Origin of the sequence: Gillisia sp. CAL575, assembly GCF_000403785.1 — a bacterium.
Classification (GTDB): Bacteria; Bacteroidota; Bacteroidia; order Flavobacteriales; family Flavobacteriaceae; genus Gillisia.
The window spans coordinates 137,665-155,336 of record NZ_APHJ01000025.1; the positions used below are offsets into that span (position 1 = coordinate 137,665).

The 17,672-nt window shown below is 30.6% G+C and carries 16 protein-coding genes; 1 reads left to right on the top strand and 15 read right to left on the bottom strand.

The genetic code is table 11. The features are described 5' to 3' along the window. Positions 1–8 precede the first annotated feature (8 nt). From I130_RS08560 to I130_RS08635, 15 genes are all read right to left on the bottom strand, one after another. Entirely contained in the window at positions 9–1,676 is a 1,668-nt protein-coding gene (locus tag I130_RS08560; protein ID WP_034921633.1) for a MutS-related protein, read from the bottom strand. A gap of 255 nt (positions 1,677–1,931) precedes the next feature. Next, entirely contained in the window at positions 1,932–2,774 is an 843-nt protein-coding gene (locus I130_RS08565) for an aldo/keto reductase (RefSeq protein WP_034921636.1), read from the bottom strand. A gap of 364 nt (positions 2,775–3,138) precedes the next feature. Then, entirely contained in the window at positions 3,139–3,327 is a 189-nt protein-coding gene (locus I130_RS08570; RefSeq protein ID WP_034921640.1) for a hypothetical protein, read from the bottom strand. Between the two features lie 133 nt (positions 3,328–3,460). After that, complete coding sequence (locus tag I130_RS08575) at positions 3,461–4,168, bottom strand: SUMF1/EgtB/PvdO family nonheme iron enzyme (RefSeq protein WP_034921644.1); 708 nt, start codon at positions 4,166–4,168, stop codon at positions 3,461–3,463. A 118-nt stretch (positions 4,169–4,286) separates the two neighbouring features. Then, positions 4,287–5,216, bottom strand: a complete 930-nt coding sequence (locus I130_RS08580) for a M64 family metallopeptidase (RefSeq protein WP_034921648.1) — start codon at positions 5,214–5,216, stop codon at positions 4,287–4,289. Positions 5,217–5,900: 684 nt separating this feature from the next. Further along, complete coding sequence (locus tag I130_RS08585) at positions 5,901–6,683, bottom strand: head GIN domain-containing protein (RefSeq protein WP_034921656.1); 783 nt, start codon at positions 6,681–6,683, stop codon at positions 5,901–5,903. Positions 6,684–6,939: 256 nt separating this feature from the next. Next, positions 6,940–7,488 (bottom strand): hypothetical protein, encoded by a 549-nt coding sequence (locus I130_RS08590; protein WP_034921660.1) that lies wholly within the window; start codon positions 7,486–7,488, stop codon positions 6,940–6,942. Positions 7,489–7,644: 156 nt separating this feature from the next. Next, positions 7,645–8,136, bottom strand: a complete 492-nt coding sequence (locus tag I130_RS08595) for a hypothetical protein (protein ID WP_051119657.1) — start codon at positions 8,134–8,136, stop codon at positions 7,645–7,647. Positions 8,137–8,280: 144 nt separating this feature from the next. After that, on the bottom strand, positions 8,281–9,117 hold the full coding sequence (locus I130_RS08600) for a tetratricopeptide repeat protein (protein ID WP_051119658.1): 837 nt from the start codon (positions 9,115–9,117) through the stop codon (positions 8,281–8,283). Positions 9,118–9,450: 333 nt separating this feature from the next. Beyond that, complete coding sequence (locus I130_RS08605) at positions 9,451–9,813, bottom strand: RDD family protein (RefSeq protein ID WP_034921665.1); 363 nt, start codon at positions 9,811–9,813, stop codon at positions 9,451–9,453. 393 nt (positions 9,814–10,206) lie between these two features. Next, on the bottom strand, positions 10,207–10,368 hold the full coding sequence (locus tag I130_RS16620; RefSeq protein WP_157480554.1) for a hypothetical protein: 162 nt from the start codon (positions 10,366–10,368) through the stop codon (positions 10,207–10,209). A gap of 454 nt (positions 10,369–10,822) precedes the next feature. Then, complete coding sequence (locus I130_RS08610) at positions 10,823–11,398, bottom strand: hypothetical protein (protein WP_157480556.1); 576 nt, start codon at positions 11,396–11,398, stop codon at positions 10,823–10,825. Positions 11,399–11,767: 369 nt separating this feature from the next. Then, on the bottom strand, positions 11,768–11,923 hold the full coding sequence (locus tag I130_RS16695; RefSeq protein WP_198012043.1) for a hypothetical protein: 156 nt from the start codon (positions 11,921–11,923) through the stop codon (positions 11,768–11,770). 276 nt (positions 11,924–12,199) lie between these two features. Then, entirely contained in the window at positions 12,200–13,342 is a 1,143-nt protein-coding gene (locus tag I130_RS08620; RefSeq protein ID WP_034921672.1) for an alpha/beta fold hydrolase, read from the bottom strand. Positions 13,343–14,460: 1,118 nt separating this feature from the next. Further along, positions 14,461–16,668 (bottom strand): S41 family peptidase, encoded by a 2,208-nt coding sequence (locus I130_RS08635; RefSeq protein ID WP_034921678.1) that lies wholly within the window; start codon positions 16,666–16,668, stop codon positions 14,461–14,463. 201 nt (positions 16,669–16,869) lie between these two features. Here I130_RS08635 and I130_RS08640 point away from each other — a divergent pair. Continuing rightward, a partial coding sequence (locus I130_RS08640; RefSeq protein WP_034921680.1) for an IS110 family transposase occupies positions 16,870–17,672 on the top strand: 803 nt, incomplete at its 3' end.

Here is a 17,672-nt window from a genome sequence, read left to right on the forward strand (position 1 = left end):
CTCATGATCTATATGGATTGCATGATTAGTTTTTTTACTATGATCTCAAAATCTCTAGAATTCCTTATAATTTCTAAGGGATAATCATATAACTCCAAAATTTTTATAGCATTTCCACTCTGCGGTTTTCCAGGCTTAATCTTGTAATCAAAACTTAATTGGTCATTTTTTATAGTTTCTGAAAAATGATATAAATCAAAATTTTCCTCTTTCAAAAGTTCTGTGAGTTCCAAATCGTGGGTAGAAACCATAACAACATGATTCTTTTTATTCAAATAGGATAATATTGATTTTCCAGCTGCGATTCTTTCCATGGTATTGGTTCCTTTAAAAAGTTCATCTAAAATAAACAGGTTGCAATTTCCTTGATTTGAAGCATCAATTAGTTCTTTAATTCTAACAACTTCTTCTAAATAATAGCTGGTACTATTCATTAGATTATCAGAAATTCTAATAGATGAATAGATCTTAAAAAATGCAGCTTCAAATTTTGTAGCAAAGCAAAAGTTTAATGTTTGTCCTAAAATTGCATTAATACTAAATGTTCTTATAAATGTTGTTTTGCCAGACATATTAGAGCCAGTCAATAACAAACTGTTATTTTCTAAATTTAAATTATTAGAGACGCAATTTTCTATCAAAGGATGATAGATGTCTTCAGTAACAACTTTTTTACCGCTTATAAAATTTGGTTTGCAATAATTAGCATGAGCAGATTGTATTGAAGCGCAAGATATCGCAGAGTCTATTTCGCCTATAAACTGAAAAAGTTGTTTGATATCTTCTTCTTTTTCTTTTAATGAATTTTGAAAAATGTAAAAAAGTATGGGTTCTATATTAAAAGTGATTTTTATGATCTCTGATATGAACCAAATGAACAAGGTATATTCACTATCCAACTTTTTCTCCCATTCAATAAATTTAATTTTTGATAAAATAGCTTTCACGTTCTTTAAAAAAATGAAGTCTTTATAGAAGGATTCAATTTCTGTAGAAGAGCTTAATTTCTTAGCAACTTTATATGCAGTGGCTAATTGCCCAACACCATTTAAATAATATTGTATTGAAGATTTATTTTTATAATGAAAAACAAGATTGATGAAAAATATAGGAATTAGTAAGAGAAACCATATTGGATTAAAAAAGCTAAGAATAATAGATGAAATTGCAGCTAAAGAAAGAAAACTGAACAGCCATATTTTATTAGATCTTTCTACGCTTTGTGATCGGAATATTTCTTCTAAGTAATAGGCTTTATTAGACGACAATTTATATAACTCTACCTGACATTGAAGTCTTAAGCTTGGGTTTAATTTAAAAATTTCAGTAAGATTTCCAAATCGGTTTAATTCTGAAACCCCTGAGATTGTTCTAAGTTTATAATAAAGATATTGCTGACCTATCTTTGAGGTTGTTCTATCTATAAATTTAAAAATATCATCTAAATCTAGATCAGTCCAGGTAGTATTAGATATTGATTGAAATATTCCTTTTTGGGAATTATGATTGTTATAAAACTGATCTATTAAATTAAAATCGAAGTTCTTTTCGTTTTTAGGTTTCCCCCAAATTTCTTCTAAAGTCTTTCTTGCAATTTTACTTCGGCGTTTTCTTAATTGAATACCAACAAGGTACATTACAATTAAAATTAGAACAAAGCTTAAAATCCAGTTCATATCTAAGCTAAAATCATGATTAATATATTTACTAAAAGATTTGTATATAAATTATGTCGTTTGTTACAATTTACTGCTGTAAACGCTTAATGTCTCTTAAATTATCTTTGCTACAAATTATCTTAATTGCTAACTAACAAGTGAGGAAAGCCAGTTCAATAATTTGGAAATTACAATTTACAATTATTTGTTAGAAAAGCTTAATTGGAATATAGCAGTGCCCCAAATTCTTAAATTTCGTTAGCGAAGGTTATCTTAAACCTTATCTGGCCAGTTATTAGGCATTTCTCCACTAAAACCTATTTCAGGAAGATTATTAATATATTCCATATCTACCGCATTCAACTCAAAATCGAACAGATTGATATTTTCTTCAATTCTATTTGGCGAGGTGGATTTTGGAATTACAATTACATCGTGTTGAATAATCCATCTAAGACACACTTGTGATACAGATTTATTATATTTTTTGGCAATTGCTTGCAACACTTCATTCCCAAACACCTTCCCTCGTGCTAAAGGTGACCAAGATTCCACTACTATGTTTTTACTTTTACAATATTCTACCAATTCTTGTTGCCAATAACCTGGATGAAATTCTATTTGGTTTATTGCAGGAATCACATTTGCCGTTTCAAATAAAGCTTCTAAATGTTCTCGAAAAAAATTACTAACACCTATAGATTTTATTTTCCCTTCAGCTTGTAATTCTTCCATTGCTCTCCAGGTATCAGCATTGGTTTTTTGCCAATTATCGTAATTTTTGGCATTTGCAGGCCAGTGTATTAAGTATAAATCTATATAGTCCAGATTAAGTCTTCTTAAAGAATTTTCAAATTCCGTTTTAGTTGATTCAAAACCTAAATTCTCACGCCATAATTTAGTAGTTATATAAATTTCTTCTCTTAAAACTCCACTAGCTTTTATTCCTTTACCAATAGCTTCTTCATTTTCGTATTTTGCTGCGGTGTCTATTAGAGAATAACCTTTAGAAATAGCAGTGGTGATGGCTTCAATCCCTTCTTGCTCTTTTGCTTTGTAAGTCCCAAAACCTACTAGTGGAATCTTATTTCCGTCATTTAAGATTACTTTCTTCATAAACCTTTAGTCAATTTCTTAAATTATTTATTCTTTAAAATGTATACTAATAACATTTGTTAATTCAATAAGGACAAAGCAGAAGCAATCTTAAAACTCCCGTGAATCTTATCTTTTTAAACATTCCTTGTTTTTACTATATAACTTTTTTACTGTAATGTTTATTATTCATAATAATTTTCATTTTAAACTGCAGTGACTGGATTAATTGCTATTGAAAGATATTCGAGTGCTGGAGATAAGAAAATACTGAAAGAATTTTTATGAGAATTACTTCAAATTTCCTTTGCCCATATTTAAGAGTTTTCTTTAGCCAGAAACAGAATTTTCAATCAATGAATAGTTACTCTATATACAAACCAAATCAAGTTTTAGCGAAACTGTTTTTTCTTATTTTAAGAATTGCTAACAGCATTAATCCAAACCCAATTCCGATAGATGCACCTTTATAAAAATCTGATAATTCTAAATAGTGCCAAATTATTTGAGAAAGTGCAATGATAATTAAACCAACTGAAATTAATTGTAATAACTGAATTTTGCGCTTATTCATTTTTAATAATATTTAATTTCTTGAAATTACAATTTTGAATTTTGTTTTTCTTATTTATAAAATTGTTATTTAGAATTTAATATTTTTCAGGAGTGCCAATTGCTAAAGCTTTTATTATTTTCGGCATACTTTGTTATGGCTGAATTTCACATACGCATCGAAATCCTGTCGCTTCATTTGGAAATTCGGAGGGAGAGCTATTCTTCCAATTCTGCCCAAAAAGGTTTTCTTTCAACGTATACTCTGAAATATTATATAAAACAAAATCATTTTCTTCATTCTGGGTTTTGAATTTAGTAGGATTTTTACCAGCGTGATACTTGAATTTATTGAGATTTTCGAAATATTCCTTGGCTAAACTTATTTCATCTTCTTTGGGCAATCTATAATTAATCTTGTAATTGATTTGGTCAGTTTTATTTGACCAAGAATATCGTACCATTTCTGTCCTCCATTTGCAATAGTCCAAGGCTTGTTCTTTAGATACATTCAAGACAGGCGAATTTTTGTATCTATAATTTTCAAAGTAATTTTTCTTTGTAAGGAAACTTCCCTTCTTATTCAGGTTTTTTAAGAAGGAAGGATATAAAAATGTTAGTCGATCAAATTTTTGATCTGCGCTTTTATGAAATTCAGAAAAAGAATCAAAACCTTTTTTTCTAATGAAATGTTTTGCTGTTAAATATTCCAAGAACATTAAATTGGTAACAGGAACTTTATCAATGAACAAACTGTCATTCAGAAAAATTGTTCCAGGTGGGGTTTCTAAATTGTTTTGACCAAATAAAGTCGGGGAATTCAGATTTAAGCTAATAAATAATAAAATAAAAAGTTTCTTCATAAGGGTAAACGGTTTAAAATCAGGCAAATAGTTTGGAGCCGAAAGTCCAAATCTCAATTAAAATTTCCGATGTTATTGTTTCAACTATAAAACAATTATTCAGATCTATTTTTTTTAATTAATTACATCCTATTGCATCAACTAACCTTTGTTCAACGATACTTTTTTGTGTCGGAGAAAATTCAGTTGAATAAAAGTCATTTCTCATTATAGAATTGTTCCATTCTCTCCAATAACCTGTTTGAGAATACCTTGATCCTTCAAACCATTTATCTGGATTATGTGTTAGAACGTTTAATTTTGGTATTGTTGGTAGAAACCAAGGTTGTAATTTCATTGCACAATTAGATTCGGAATTTTCATACTCATCATCCATATTTCCAAAAGAATGACCGAATTCATGTCTTATCAAAAATTTGAATATTTCATCACTGTCATTTTTTGAAACGATCATATTAGAAACCTTGGGATCTGAAATTGTATTATATTCTGTTATACCAGGAAATTCAGCACTTGCAAAATATCCTGAAGAATTTACTATAATTATGGTATACGCATAATCTCCTGTTGAGTAGCGTCCATATAAGGTTTCAAGAGTGTCTCTTTTTGAAGATTCCAGGCCTAACAAACGTTCAAGTCCAATTTTGTTGCTAAACACACTCCAAGGAGTTTGTGAGGTAGTATTAGTGCCAGTTGTTCCATTACAATCGCTGGTAAATTCTATTGTTCTAATACCTGAGGTTAAGGATGGCGAGTCTACTCTATAAAAGTTTAAGCTATTGCTTGAGGAGGCAAAAGGTTCCATATCAAGAATTGCTTGTTTTGCAATATTACTTAAATTTTGAAATTCTGGTATTTCTTCCTCTGTAAAGCCTTCCGCTAAGAATATAATGTTAGCAACACAACCTGTTTTTTCTTCTCCAATTATTATTGGACAAGGGAATTTAGGGTCTTCACAGTTTTGAGTGATCTCTTTTTCTGGTAAGTCATCATTATTACAGCTAAAAATGAGAACACACGTTAAAATAAGAAATATAGTTTTTTGCATACTTTTTTAAGATTAAATCATGAATTCTCTAATCAACTTTGGCATTCCTGTCTTGGAAAAGGCAACTAACGTGGAGTAGGGAGGTGTTGCGATAAATTCCTGAATTGTAGGCTTTGTTAGTTTTAATTTAAACTCTAAAATATAACTTTTTATTTAAACACCCCATTTTAGCATTTAACCTATTCTGGCAGTAGTAATGTCAGTCACTTAAAGAGTTGTTATTTTTTTTGTAATAGTCCTCTAATTCTGAAATTGATTTAAAAATCTTGGGGAGAGATTTTTTAAATTATATATTTCTCTGAATTAAGGTGTTAATTCAAATTAAATTCTAAAATTATGATTATAAGCTTATTAATTCTAAATAAATCACACTTTATACAGCTTTCTTTTAATGAAGAATAAAAATTGTTATTGCTGGCTGCATATAATGCCCAACGGTTTAACGGTTTGGGTTGACTAAAGGGTCCTGGAGCAGGGATTAGACATTCCTAAACCTTTTTTATGGTGAGAGTTCTTGTTTGTTTCTTGGTTTTTTAGATATCATTTTTCAGCCGAATACATACCAATAATAGTGATTAATGACACTCGATTTTAATGGTGTAATTCAGTAAAAAACCAGATTAAAACCTAGTAGTCAACAATCTGGATTTTTATAAATATCTTTAATAATTAAATAGAAAGCTATTAATTGATTCTTGTAATCTTCGTTTCTCCTATTACGATCCCTTTATCTATTTCTGGGTTGCCAGAGTAAATAATTGTGGCTTCTCCATAAGATGTTATTTTAAGCTTTTTAGAAACATTCAATTGAAAACTTCCATCTCCATATGCAGTTAACTTTGTTTCCGTATTTACTATGTTAGAGGTATTAACTTTACTTTCTCCATATGCAGTAAATTTCTGCTTTTCAATGTTTCCTTTTGTGATTTCCAGATAACTTTCCCCATATATAGATACCTGTAGATATTTAAGGTAGACATCATTAAAGTAAACCTGAGATTCCCCATATATGTTTAAACGTAAATTGTCTGAATTCATAGTGCTTTTAAAAACAAACTTTTCTTCTCCTCTTAAGTCTAATGAACTAATTTTCTTATAAGTGATAATGGCTCTAACTACAGTGCCGTTATAGATGGAGGTGTTTCTGATGTTCCCCTTATTTTTTTCTTTCCTTTTATTTGCTGTGATTTTTGCATCATCTAAATATACATTTAGTGTGTTATTTTTAACAATGACATTCAGCTTATCCATTGGTACTGTAATAAATTCAATACTCACAGATTCTTTGTTTCCTTCTACGAAAATGACTTCAATATTTGGGCTTATAATAACCTTGTCAAAAGCTTCGACATCAATAACTTTAGATTGAGCAATGGAATAATTTGAGCAAAACAGGAATGCCAGAACTGCTAAACTTGTTATTTTTACTATCTTTTTTAATGGAATAATCTTTTGATCTTTAAACATTTGCTGAAATTTTAATGATTATACTTTTTATAAAGACAGTACTTTTTTTGAAGTGTTACACTTTTACTTATAAAACTCTTTGATGAATATCGAATTATAGATAATCTTAGCCTTGCTTTTCCTTAACCCAACTCCCTCGAGTAATTACATATAATAGTGCTTAGAATAATATGTGTAGTCGAATTCTTTATTAGAATTTTGTCCTGCAATTTAGAGATTTAAACAATTAAGTTTATTCAGCCTTACTAATCTCAGTTTATAAATCAAATCCTAAATTAAGCTGAAACATAACCGGAAATATATTCCCTCTACCTTCTACACCTATATAATATTGAGGTCCAATATCAAATAGTAAATGAAAATTTTTCCCGTATTTTCTTTGTATTCCCCAAGTTGGTCCTACAGCCCAATCATAGTCCGATGTTCTAAAAACGTTATCTGCAATAGACGGACCCCGACTTATTATTCTCGCAGAAATGAAATTTCCTGAATTGTTATCTACAGTTTTTCCCTTTCTAACCCGCTTATCAATATTATAAAACCATTTTTGTTGTAAATCTACAAATGGCGCAATAATATAAATAATCCCATTTGCTCCTGAAGTTAAATCGGGATATCCTCCTCCATATCCAATTCCAAAAGCGGCTGAAAATGTTGAATAATTTCCTGTTGGGAGTTCCAATTCTAAGGCAGGATTTAGAAAATTAACTCTCCAGACTTTTTCTGTTTTATAAGATTTTTCCTCTTGCGCATTTGTTGTAATTGCAAATAGCGCTAGAATAACTAATATTGATATTGTTTTCATAAATATGTAATTTGTAGATTTAAATTAAATTTAAAATTATTGGTGTCGTGTAAATCCCAATAGGGGCGGTGTAGGGGAGTGATCCTATTTATCAGGATTAGGCTTTGGTTTATCATTATTTGGTTAAAAAAATATACTAATGATTACCTAGGGCTTTTATTTGTTCAGTTTTTCAAATTCAAATGATATTTTCATTTCTCCTCCAGAAACTGTAGCATTTAATTGATTGCCATCTATCCAATATTTTATTCTGTTTGGAAATTCGATTTCATTATTTTCACAAATAAATTCAGTTTTTGTATAACTGGTTCCTCTAAATATAATTGATTCTTCATAGGGAGTTTTAACGACTAGATCCCAAAATTTTGCTCCTTTTGTAAGTCGAATATTTTCTTGCTTAAAATTGTCTCCATTTTGCATGGTAAAGCCTATCCCGGAGTATTCAGTCTTATTTGTTTTTTCCCAGTATTCAAAAGTATCTTTCCCTTCATCTTCGTTTAGTCGCTTCCATTTACCTAATAGCCAGTCAAAATTTTCAGGATTCTTTATTAAAGTATCAGATTTAGACTCAGTTCTTAAATCCTCTTTTTTATTTTGATTACAGGCTAAAATTAAAATCCCAAGTAAGAAAATCAATTCTCTTTTCATAATTTCTGGTTGATACTGGATGATACTGGTTGCTATTGGTCTTGATTATATTAACTGTTATGTGCAAGCATGCAAACTTGTATGCAATGTTGTGAATTTTTAAATCTTCAAAATTACTTTTGAGTAGAACTAGCTATAAAAAGTCTAATTCCACCTAATTTGATAGGGATATCTTTCATAAACTACATTGTCTTCATTAATCGAGAAGCCTTTCCGTGCATATTCCTTTGCGCTTTTATACACGCTATCGGCTTCCTCTGGTTTTCCTAATTTATAAAGGATTTTGGCCTTGTAATATTGAACATCTGAAAATTGGGGATATCGCGCTAATGCTTGATCAAATAATACTAAGGCTTCATCATATTTTTTTAGTTCATACTTGCTAATTCCATAGTAAAATAGGTCTAAATGATGTAGCCAGTCTTCACCTTTTTTATCAAGGGTTCTTTGGTAATCTTTCTCAAATAATTTTTCTGCTTCCTCGAATTCACTGAGTTGCAAATAGCTCAATGCAATGTAAAAATCGTAAGAGTGATCCATTACAAAGCCATAACCATAGGTCTCCTGATAATCTTGAAAATCATTAATAGCATCTTTATATTGCTTAGAAAATATACACTTAATAAAGGCTCGGTAGTTTTGCCATCTTTCAGGATTGTATTTTACTGCTTTATCAATAAAAGTCATTCCTATCTCGTATTTGCTTTGCTTGAAAAGTGGCATAGCTTTCTGTTGCCAGAAATAAGCTAATGTAGAATCTACTTCCAGTCCTTTATCTATTTCATTTTGCCATTCCTGAGAATAAACATCGGTTTGCCAAGCCCCGTTTTTAAGATAAATTTCTTTTAAAGAATCTTGTTGTTTCTCAGTGAATTTTGAAACTGATTTTTCATTGGAATTTTTTAATTCTTCTTTCTGATTACAACTATTTAAAGTTGAAATAAAAAGCAAAGTCAGAAGGGGTAATTTTAAGTATTTCAAATCTTATTTTAAATTTTGCACATGCATATATCATTATTTTTAAATACTAAAACCCCAGAATCTCAAGACAAAATATTTCTTAATAACAAGAGAGAAACTCTAAATGGGTAGGGCAACTGGAATTTCCGTGTTTCAAACATAATTCTATTTTTCTAAAGCTCCTAACTCTTTAGTCTACTAGTTATAAACACTTATTAACGAAGAGAGTGATCTTTATAATAATTATTGATTAGATCGGTCTAGATTTTCAAGGATGTAGATCTATGAAATTTTACTTTTTTACCAAATGTCGGACGTATACATTTATCAGATGCTACCTGTTTCGTTTGAATTTTAATTTACTTTAACGTTAGTTTTCTTATCTACAATTTTCATTATAACTGTTTCAGCCCATAAATCGCCAAGTCTTTGATTCTTGTCAGTATTTTTAATTGCAATAATTGCTGGAATTCCCCAAATAAAAATATCTATGGGATCTAAAAATCTTCTCTTTATAGCCTGAGTAAAATAAATTTTACTTCCATCTGTCTGTCTAACTTCTAGTTCAAAAAGTTGATGTCCCAATGTTGCAGAAAAAATAATTTCAGATAGCACAAAATATATAAACCATACTAGAATAATAGGTAAGGTCATTGCTCCATTTACCTCTTGTCCACCATCTCCAGTATCGTGGCCAAAAAACCCGATATAAATCATTCAGAACAAATAAAACAGTCCATAATCAATTATAGTGGCAATAATTCTTTTAGTTAGATAAGGCTCTGTATTTGATACAATCATAATGAATCTTGCTTGGAAAGGTTTGGATTAAGGCAGGTAGCCGACTTAGGATTTTCACAATAATGCCCGCTATTTGTGCGTAACAGATAATTTAAATAGTGTTGAATACTAGCAGCTTAATTAAGTTCTAAATTACTTTTACTATCAGATTGAGCAATTGATAAGATATTATCCCAGAAATTATTCCTAGAATGATCCAAGGCAAACGATCTTTAAAACTTAATTTTATAGATCTTTCTTGTATTAGATTATTTTCTTTCAAGACTTTTAATTGTATAACCGATTTATCAAACATATTGTATTTAGTAATTATTGAGAAATCTTCACTTCAATTTTAAACTTATGTTTTGTACCAATAAATGAATAGCGACTTGATTTTTCTTCTCCATCGAGAATAACTTTTTCTTTACTAAATATTGAGTTTTCAAATTTTATTTGATGGGAATCAATATGGAATGTTGTTTCAGTCATATATAATTAAAGTTTATATTGGATTATTCCAAGCACCAAGAGCCACTTCTAAAAAATAATCTAGTATAAAAATGGTAATTATTACAAACGCAATTACTCCTATTACTTTTAATATTTTTTGGAAGTTTTGCATATTTATATTTTTATGTTTCAATCGTTAAGTCAAGCTTTTTTACAGACAATTATTAAATAATCGTCCAAAATAATAAGCAATTTGTCCGAGGAACAGAATTGAAAACACAATTAGTAATGAAGCTTTAATTATAAAAGGAAGTTGAATTCGTTTCTTATTCATAACACTCTAATTTATAATTTTAAAACTATGAAAATTTTAATAAATGAGCAGTTATTTTTATTACTATAGTAATCTTAATTGAATCATAGCAGGTAACCGACTTAGGATTTTCACGAGATCGCCCGCTATGTGCCACAAAATCAGGTCGTGAAACTTTTATTATCTATTTAGCTTGAGATATCTACCATCGTCAAAATCTATATATTCAATTCCATTTTCTGCTGAGTAAATTACTTGATTTATTTCGGACAGGAGGGATGTTTTAAAAATCAATACATTATTGAAAGTAAAGCCATTTATTTCAATTTCTGTAAATAGATCTTCACTAAAGTGATTTTGACCATTTGCATTTACTATTCGATAATCTTGATGTGATCCACTTTTGAATAATCTCTTCATAGACAAGATAAGTTCATCATCGTTGAATCCTCTAGAGAGGATGAATTCAAATTTTAACTCAAATATGTTTATGAAAATTGAGCTTTTCAATACCTCAAAGGTCCATAAATTACAACTATCTGGACCAGATCTTTCTTCAAGAATTTGTATTTTTTTTTGTTTAGCGTTCGCAGAGAAAGCAATGTTTTGTTGGCTTATATAAGTCAAACCAGCATCTTGCTCAAAAGGAATTAAATATTGTTGGTCTACGGGAATTTTATAAATAGAGACAATTTGATCTCTACAGCAACCCATTATAGAAAATATAATAAGGAGACAGAAAACGGATTTTTTCATGACATTTCGACTATTGTTATAAATTTTGCACGACGTCTTAATTAATTTAAGTGGGTTTAATAGGGACATGTAATTGCCGCTTTGTTGTTTGTTAGTTGATGTCTAAAATATCTCTTTTCACTTAATTGCCCGTTATTTACGATAAGCGATGTTACCTGCAGTACCTATTTCCTGATTTTATTCTTTAACCTTTTTCTTTTGCGGATTTTTTACTGAATAGAAATAGTGAAATTGAAATTATAAATGCTGGGATTATAAATATATCAATGACCGTTTTTGGTTCTAATAATTCATATTGACCTATAATTATGGCTAATATTAGAAGTGCATTTAGGATGACCAAACCAGATTTTATTCTGCCATTCATACTTATCTAGTTATAAAGTTTGCTTGTTCGCCTTTTGCAAATCCTTCTCTGAATGATTTTACATTATCTTTCCAGTCATATATAACAGAAAAAATAAAGAAAGCAAAAATTCCTAATATAAAAAATTTCACATCTCTAACTTTAATATTGAATTTCATAATCTTGTGTTATTATTTTGATTTTGTTTAGAATTATTTTCAGTTTTAAATTACTCTCAATAATGCTAATTTAAAATATACCTTTTAAATTTTAACCATTTTTTCTTTTTCAAGTAATTATTTAAGATTTATCGCGGCAACGGTTTTGTTTAACGCAGGTAGCGTGGAGTAGGGATACGTTCTTGCCAGCAATATTGTTTTTTTTTGCCGGGTGTCTAGAATAGCATTTTACATTCAATTAACCCGCTATTTGAAATTATCCGATATTGTATATAATTATTCTTGTTTCATTTGTAGTAATACTTTTTTTCCATTTTCGTTTTCTGGATTTAATTCAATTGATTTCTCATACATTTCAATTGCTTCTTCTTTTTTATTTGCCATCAATAAGGCTTCACCATAACTATCATATGCATTAAAACTATCTGGATATAAAATTGCAGTTAATTTAAAAACTTCTAAAGCCTTATCTAATTCTTCATTTCTCAAAAATGAATAACCTAATTCATTCAAATCATGTTCAGAACGATTATTTACCTTAGCTTCAATAGATAATTCTATTGCATTATCTAGAACCTTATTTAACAGCGCATTTTGTTGATCTTCGTCTACCGTTTCTGAGTACGCTTTAATTATGGTATTGATGATTAACGCAGGGTTATCTTGAAATACAGCATGACCACTTCCCTTGGCTATAATATTTTTTACATTCTCCTTATTTTCACCAAGCTCTTCGTGGAGTTTTTTCCACCTGTTTGAAAGAATCTCCGGGAAATTTTGAAAGGAGTTTTCAGGAAAAACATTTGTAATTGCGGTGTTTTCTGGGAACTGCATATTTCTCGTATAGCGCATTGTTTCATTGAAATTTGAATTCAAATAATAATCGCCTGAAGGCTTTTTTATAGTACTCATATCAAAATTCATATCTCTCATTGTCAGTAATTCCTCATTCCAGAAATCACTAAGAGTAGCATCTATTAAAATGACCGAGAGCACATTTTCAGGATGTTTACGAGCGAATAACAAATTATATAATCCACCGTATGAATGGGAAACCAGAATAATTTCATTGTTGTAACCCAACATGGAAAGACCTGTCTCCAATTCTTTAATACCATTTTCTATTCCAAAATCCATATCGTTTATCAAATTTGGATTTAATTCACTTTGTCCAAATCCAGACCGGTCATAAGTAATTAGTGTTGTACCTGTAACATTATGAATCTTTTCTAATATATTGTTCCAAACATAACTATCATCACCCGCACCAGCTTCAAAAAGAATTGGAGTTCCTTTTCCTTTCATAATGTTAAAATACATTTTATAACCTCCAACGTCTATTAGCGTATCTTGACTTTGGGCATGCAAAGAGAATGATAAAGTGAAAATTACAAAGAATGTTAAATAAAAATGTCTCATTTGGTTTGTTATTTAAGTTATTCCATTATTATGAAAACGTCTCGTATTGAAACAGTGCGAGTTGGTGAGCCTGATTGTCCGCAGGACAATCAACCATTATATGTGAGCACGGTATTTCTATTTAAGACAGATTTGAGAATTGTTTTTATATGTTGTTGGCAAAAGTTTTTATCTTATTTATTAATTTGTTCAGATCATACTGAGACAACACAAATTATAAATGTCCTTTAACGTTCATATCGATGAATTAAAAATAAAGTGTAAACTCAGGTTGGTTTAAAAATTCAAAATATTGACCCTTTTAGAATGAACATTATTAAAAACGTACCTGCAGAACTAACAAACAAGGAACTTTGCCAGAAATAAACCTTGTTTACCCAAATTTTCAACCACTTTTTACCGAATGCTTTTCCCACATAACCCCTCATATTTATATAATAAATGGGATTGAATATTAGAAAAATTGCTATCGCTATTAATATTATCAATATTTTGTCCATTTGTAGATTTTTTTATTGTTAGTGTATTTAAATTTTCGCCAAAGTCTCTTATAAAAACAATGCGAGTTGGGGGTCCTGATTGTCCGCAGGACTATCAGGCGTTGGTAATCGCCCTAAATAAGTCGGTTGCAAATAAGTTTTTATAAACAGCATTTTAAAATATTAATAGGTAAAAAACGGTCCAAATAGCGAGAAAAAATAATCCCAAAAAAAATAATTCTGTTATTTTTTCCTTTTCCTTTTTTGTAATTATCATATAGACAAGGTAAATAATCCAAATCACTAATAGTGGTCCTGCCGCACTTACAAAAGATTCGGTTCTTTTCCATTCTAGAGTCAAATTATCTAAGCCAGTTTTGTTTGAATCATCAGAACTAAACGACGAAAAAAATACCATTAAAGTAAGTGAATAAATCACGTTTTTCATTATTCTATATTTTAAAGATCAAATCTTAAAATTTGTCTGACTTAAATTTTTGCAAACGCTCTTAATTAAGACAAGTAGCGTGGATTAGGGACACGTTCTTGCCAGCATTGTTTTTTTTGCCTGGTGTTTAGAATAGCACTTTTAACTTTAATATTCGCTATTCGCTGTTAAATGATGTTTTGTGCAGGTTTTTATTCTTTTAAAATTACTTCAATCGCTTTTTCCAGCAGTTCATCTTTTCCTTTTCTAATACCATCGATAGTTGGCTTAACCACTATGTCTGGAACTATTCCAATTCGTTGGGTTTCTTCTCCATTTGGGTAATTTACTCCAATGCCTGAAATCATTGTTCTTAATCCACCTGGCAACACAATTGTTGACACGTTTCCGTCTGCTCCTGCTGTTGTACTTCCAATAATTGTGGTATTATCGCCTGCTCTAAATGCCATTGATGTATATTCTGCCTGACTTTGGGATAGTTCGTTGACTAAAACAATCAGCTTTCCTTTATAGGTTTTACCTTGACTTGGTATTTCTAAATTACTTGTGAATGTAAATTCACCTGGATTATTAACATTCCCGTTAGTAAACTTCACAAAAGGTGTCGATGACGAAACAAAAAATGAGCCTAAACTAAAAGGAACAAAAGTAGACGGATAATTGCGAATGTCAATAATAATTCCTTTTGTATCCTTAAACTCACTTTTTATATTGGGAATGTCTTCTTCTTTGATGTTTTGAAGTGTTACATAACCTATGTTATTGTCTAACATTTTAAAAGATTTGGTATCATTTCTTCTATACCAACTATAAATGTCCAGGCTATCTTTTGGGTATAGTTTAATTGTCTTTGTTTGGAGGTTAGGATTACTCGAAACAAACTCAATTTCAATATTATTTGAATTTGTACGTAAAAGGTCTGCCGAAATATCTCTTAATCTTGTTGGCTCATTTGAAGCTGGATAATATTTGGATTTTTCCTTTACAATTTTGTCAATAAGATTGCCATTTATTTTGGTAATGACATCTCCAATTTTTAGTCCAACTTGGTTTTTTATTTCTTCGTTGTAATAATCTGTTACAACTAATTTGTTTTCTATAAAACGTACTATTATTGGTGGATAGTTTGAGCCTTTCCATTCATCAATTTTGTCCGCTCCGCCCCAAAGATTTGCGTGAGTGTCCTCTATATCTCCAATTATTTGAACTGCTGTCAATTCGTATTCTAACTCGTCTTTTGATTTAAGAAAAAGAGGAATGTATTCTTTTAATTTTTTATTCCAATCTTCATCCATTAGGTGTTTGTAAGGAAAAAAGTAGTTTATCATATTCCAATAGCGATAAAGCGATAATAATCTAAATCCATCATCGGGAAAGGACATATTTGAATATGGATTTTCGTTTTTAAAATTAGGATTTCCAACATTTGCAGTCATTCCAATATAATAGTGTTTGGCTTGAGAACGATTATTATATATGTGAAATAACTCGTTTTTAAGTTCTTCATTTTGATTGTTAATCCATTCTAAATCAGGATTCAGGAATGCATTTTTATTTGCTGGTTCACATTTTGTACATTCTTCTACTTTGCCAAGTGAATTAATCCAATCAATGATAAGTTTATCTCTTTCTTTATTATTTTCTACCTCAATGTATTTTGGTAAAAACCTAAAAAGTTCATAGTCCCAATTGTAGTTCCCTTTCGCAATTTCAGGATGATGATATTTAAGAAATCCCCAAACTCTGCCTAATAATTCGAGGTTTTCTATATTTTCAGTGGTCAAATTAGATAGCTCAATTAAAGACCCATTATCAAATTCCTTGTCAAGCTGTGCTTTTGACAACTCTTTTTCTACTTCTTTTAACGTTTGAACATTTTTACCGTCAATTGATAAAGTAAAATCGTCAAACCAAGCTTCTCCTTTTCCTGTAAGTATTCCTGCAATAAATATATTTTCAGCTCCCTCTGGATAGTCGAGAGTTATTGTATATTTCTGCCAATCTCTTGTTCCTGTCACATTTTGATTTTGCATGTTGTCAAATGCCAAAGAACCTCCATTTCCGTCAACTCGCAACAGCAAACCCGCAAATCCATTTTCAACATTTTTCATTTTCATAAAACCCTCAAGTTTTATTTCTTTTCCTTCATAGTTTGCTGGGATTTTATAAGCGATACTTCCAAAAGAACTACCTTCTTGGTCTGATGTGATTTTTCCTGATTTTTTTCCCGAATGAGACGTATCAGTTATTGTTAGTTCATAGTTACCCCATTTGAGCCATCCATCGGAGAGTGATTTTTCCTCTTTTTGATTTTCAAATCCGAGGTTGAATTTTTCGATTTCTTGTCCTTGACAATTGAAAGAGATAATTGTCAATAATGCGATCAGTACTTTATTCATCGATTTCGTTTTATTAATATGAACACAACAGTCTTGTTTAACGCAAGTAACGTGGAGTAGGGACGCTTTCTTGTCGGCATTGTTGTTTTTTACTTATTCTCTAAAATAGTAATTTTCACCTAATTACCCGCTATTTGCTGTTAGCATCCATGAAAAAGCAGTAATCGAGTATCTTTAATAATCACGATAAAAACTAAAGATATGGAAACCCGAGTTACTGCATTACCAAAGTTATTCATAGGAATTGATATTCACAAGAGAAGCTGGAAAATACATTGCAGCACCGATCTCTTTGGCGGTAAATCTTTTACAATGCCTCCAGATCCTGAGAAGTTATATGAGTACGTTCAGAAACATTTTTCTGATCACCAAGTAACTACTGCTTATGAGGCTGGTTGCTGTGGGTATTCTGCCCATCGTAGTTTTGAGAGCTATGGTTGGAAATCTCTAGTTGTGAACCCTGCTGATATCCATCGTAAAGGAAAGGAGCGCTACACTAAAACAGACCGTATTGATGCGCAACTCATTAGCCGAGAGCTTAAAGATGGCCGTCTGGATGGTATCACTGTTCCAGATATAGAACGAGAAGAATTACGTAGTCTGTTTCGCCGTCGCAATGAGTTAGTCAAAGACTTTCGTCGAATAAAAAGTAGGATTAAGATGCACTTGCTATATTTCGGAATTAAAGTTCCTGCAGAATTTGATAATGATCACTGGAGCCATGCTTTTCGTCATTGGGTGGATAGCCAAGAATTCAATTACCCCACCGCACAGGAAACCATGGCTAGCAAAATGCGAACTTTCCGATTTATCGATAAAGAGCTTCGGGATGTATCAAGTCAATTAAGGGCCTATTGCCGAAAACATTTCAAGAAAGATTACTATTTGTTAAGAAGTGTTCCGGGCATTGGAGGGATTGTAGCGGTAGGGATTTTGTCTGAGCTGGGTGATATAAGACGTTTCAACACGCTTAAACATTTAGCGGGTTATATTGGATTGGCTCC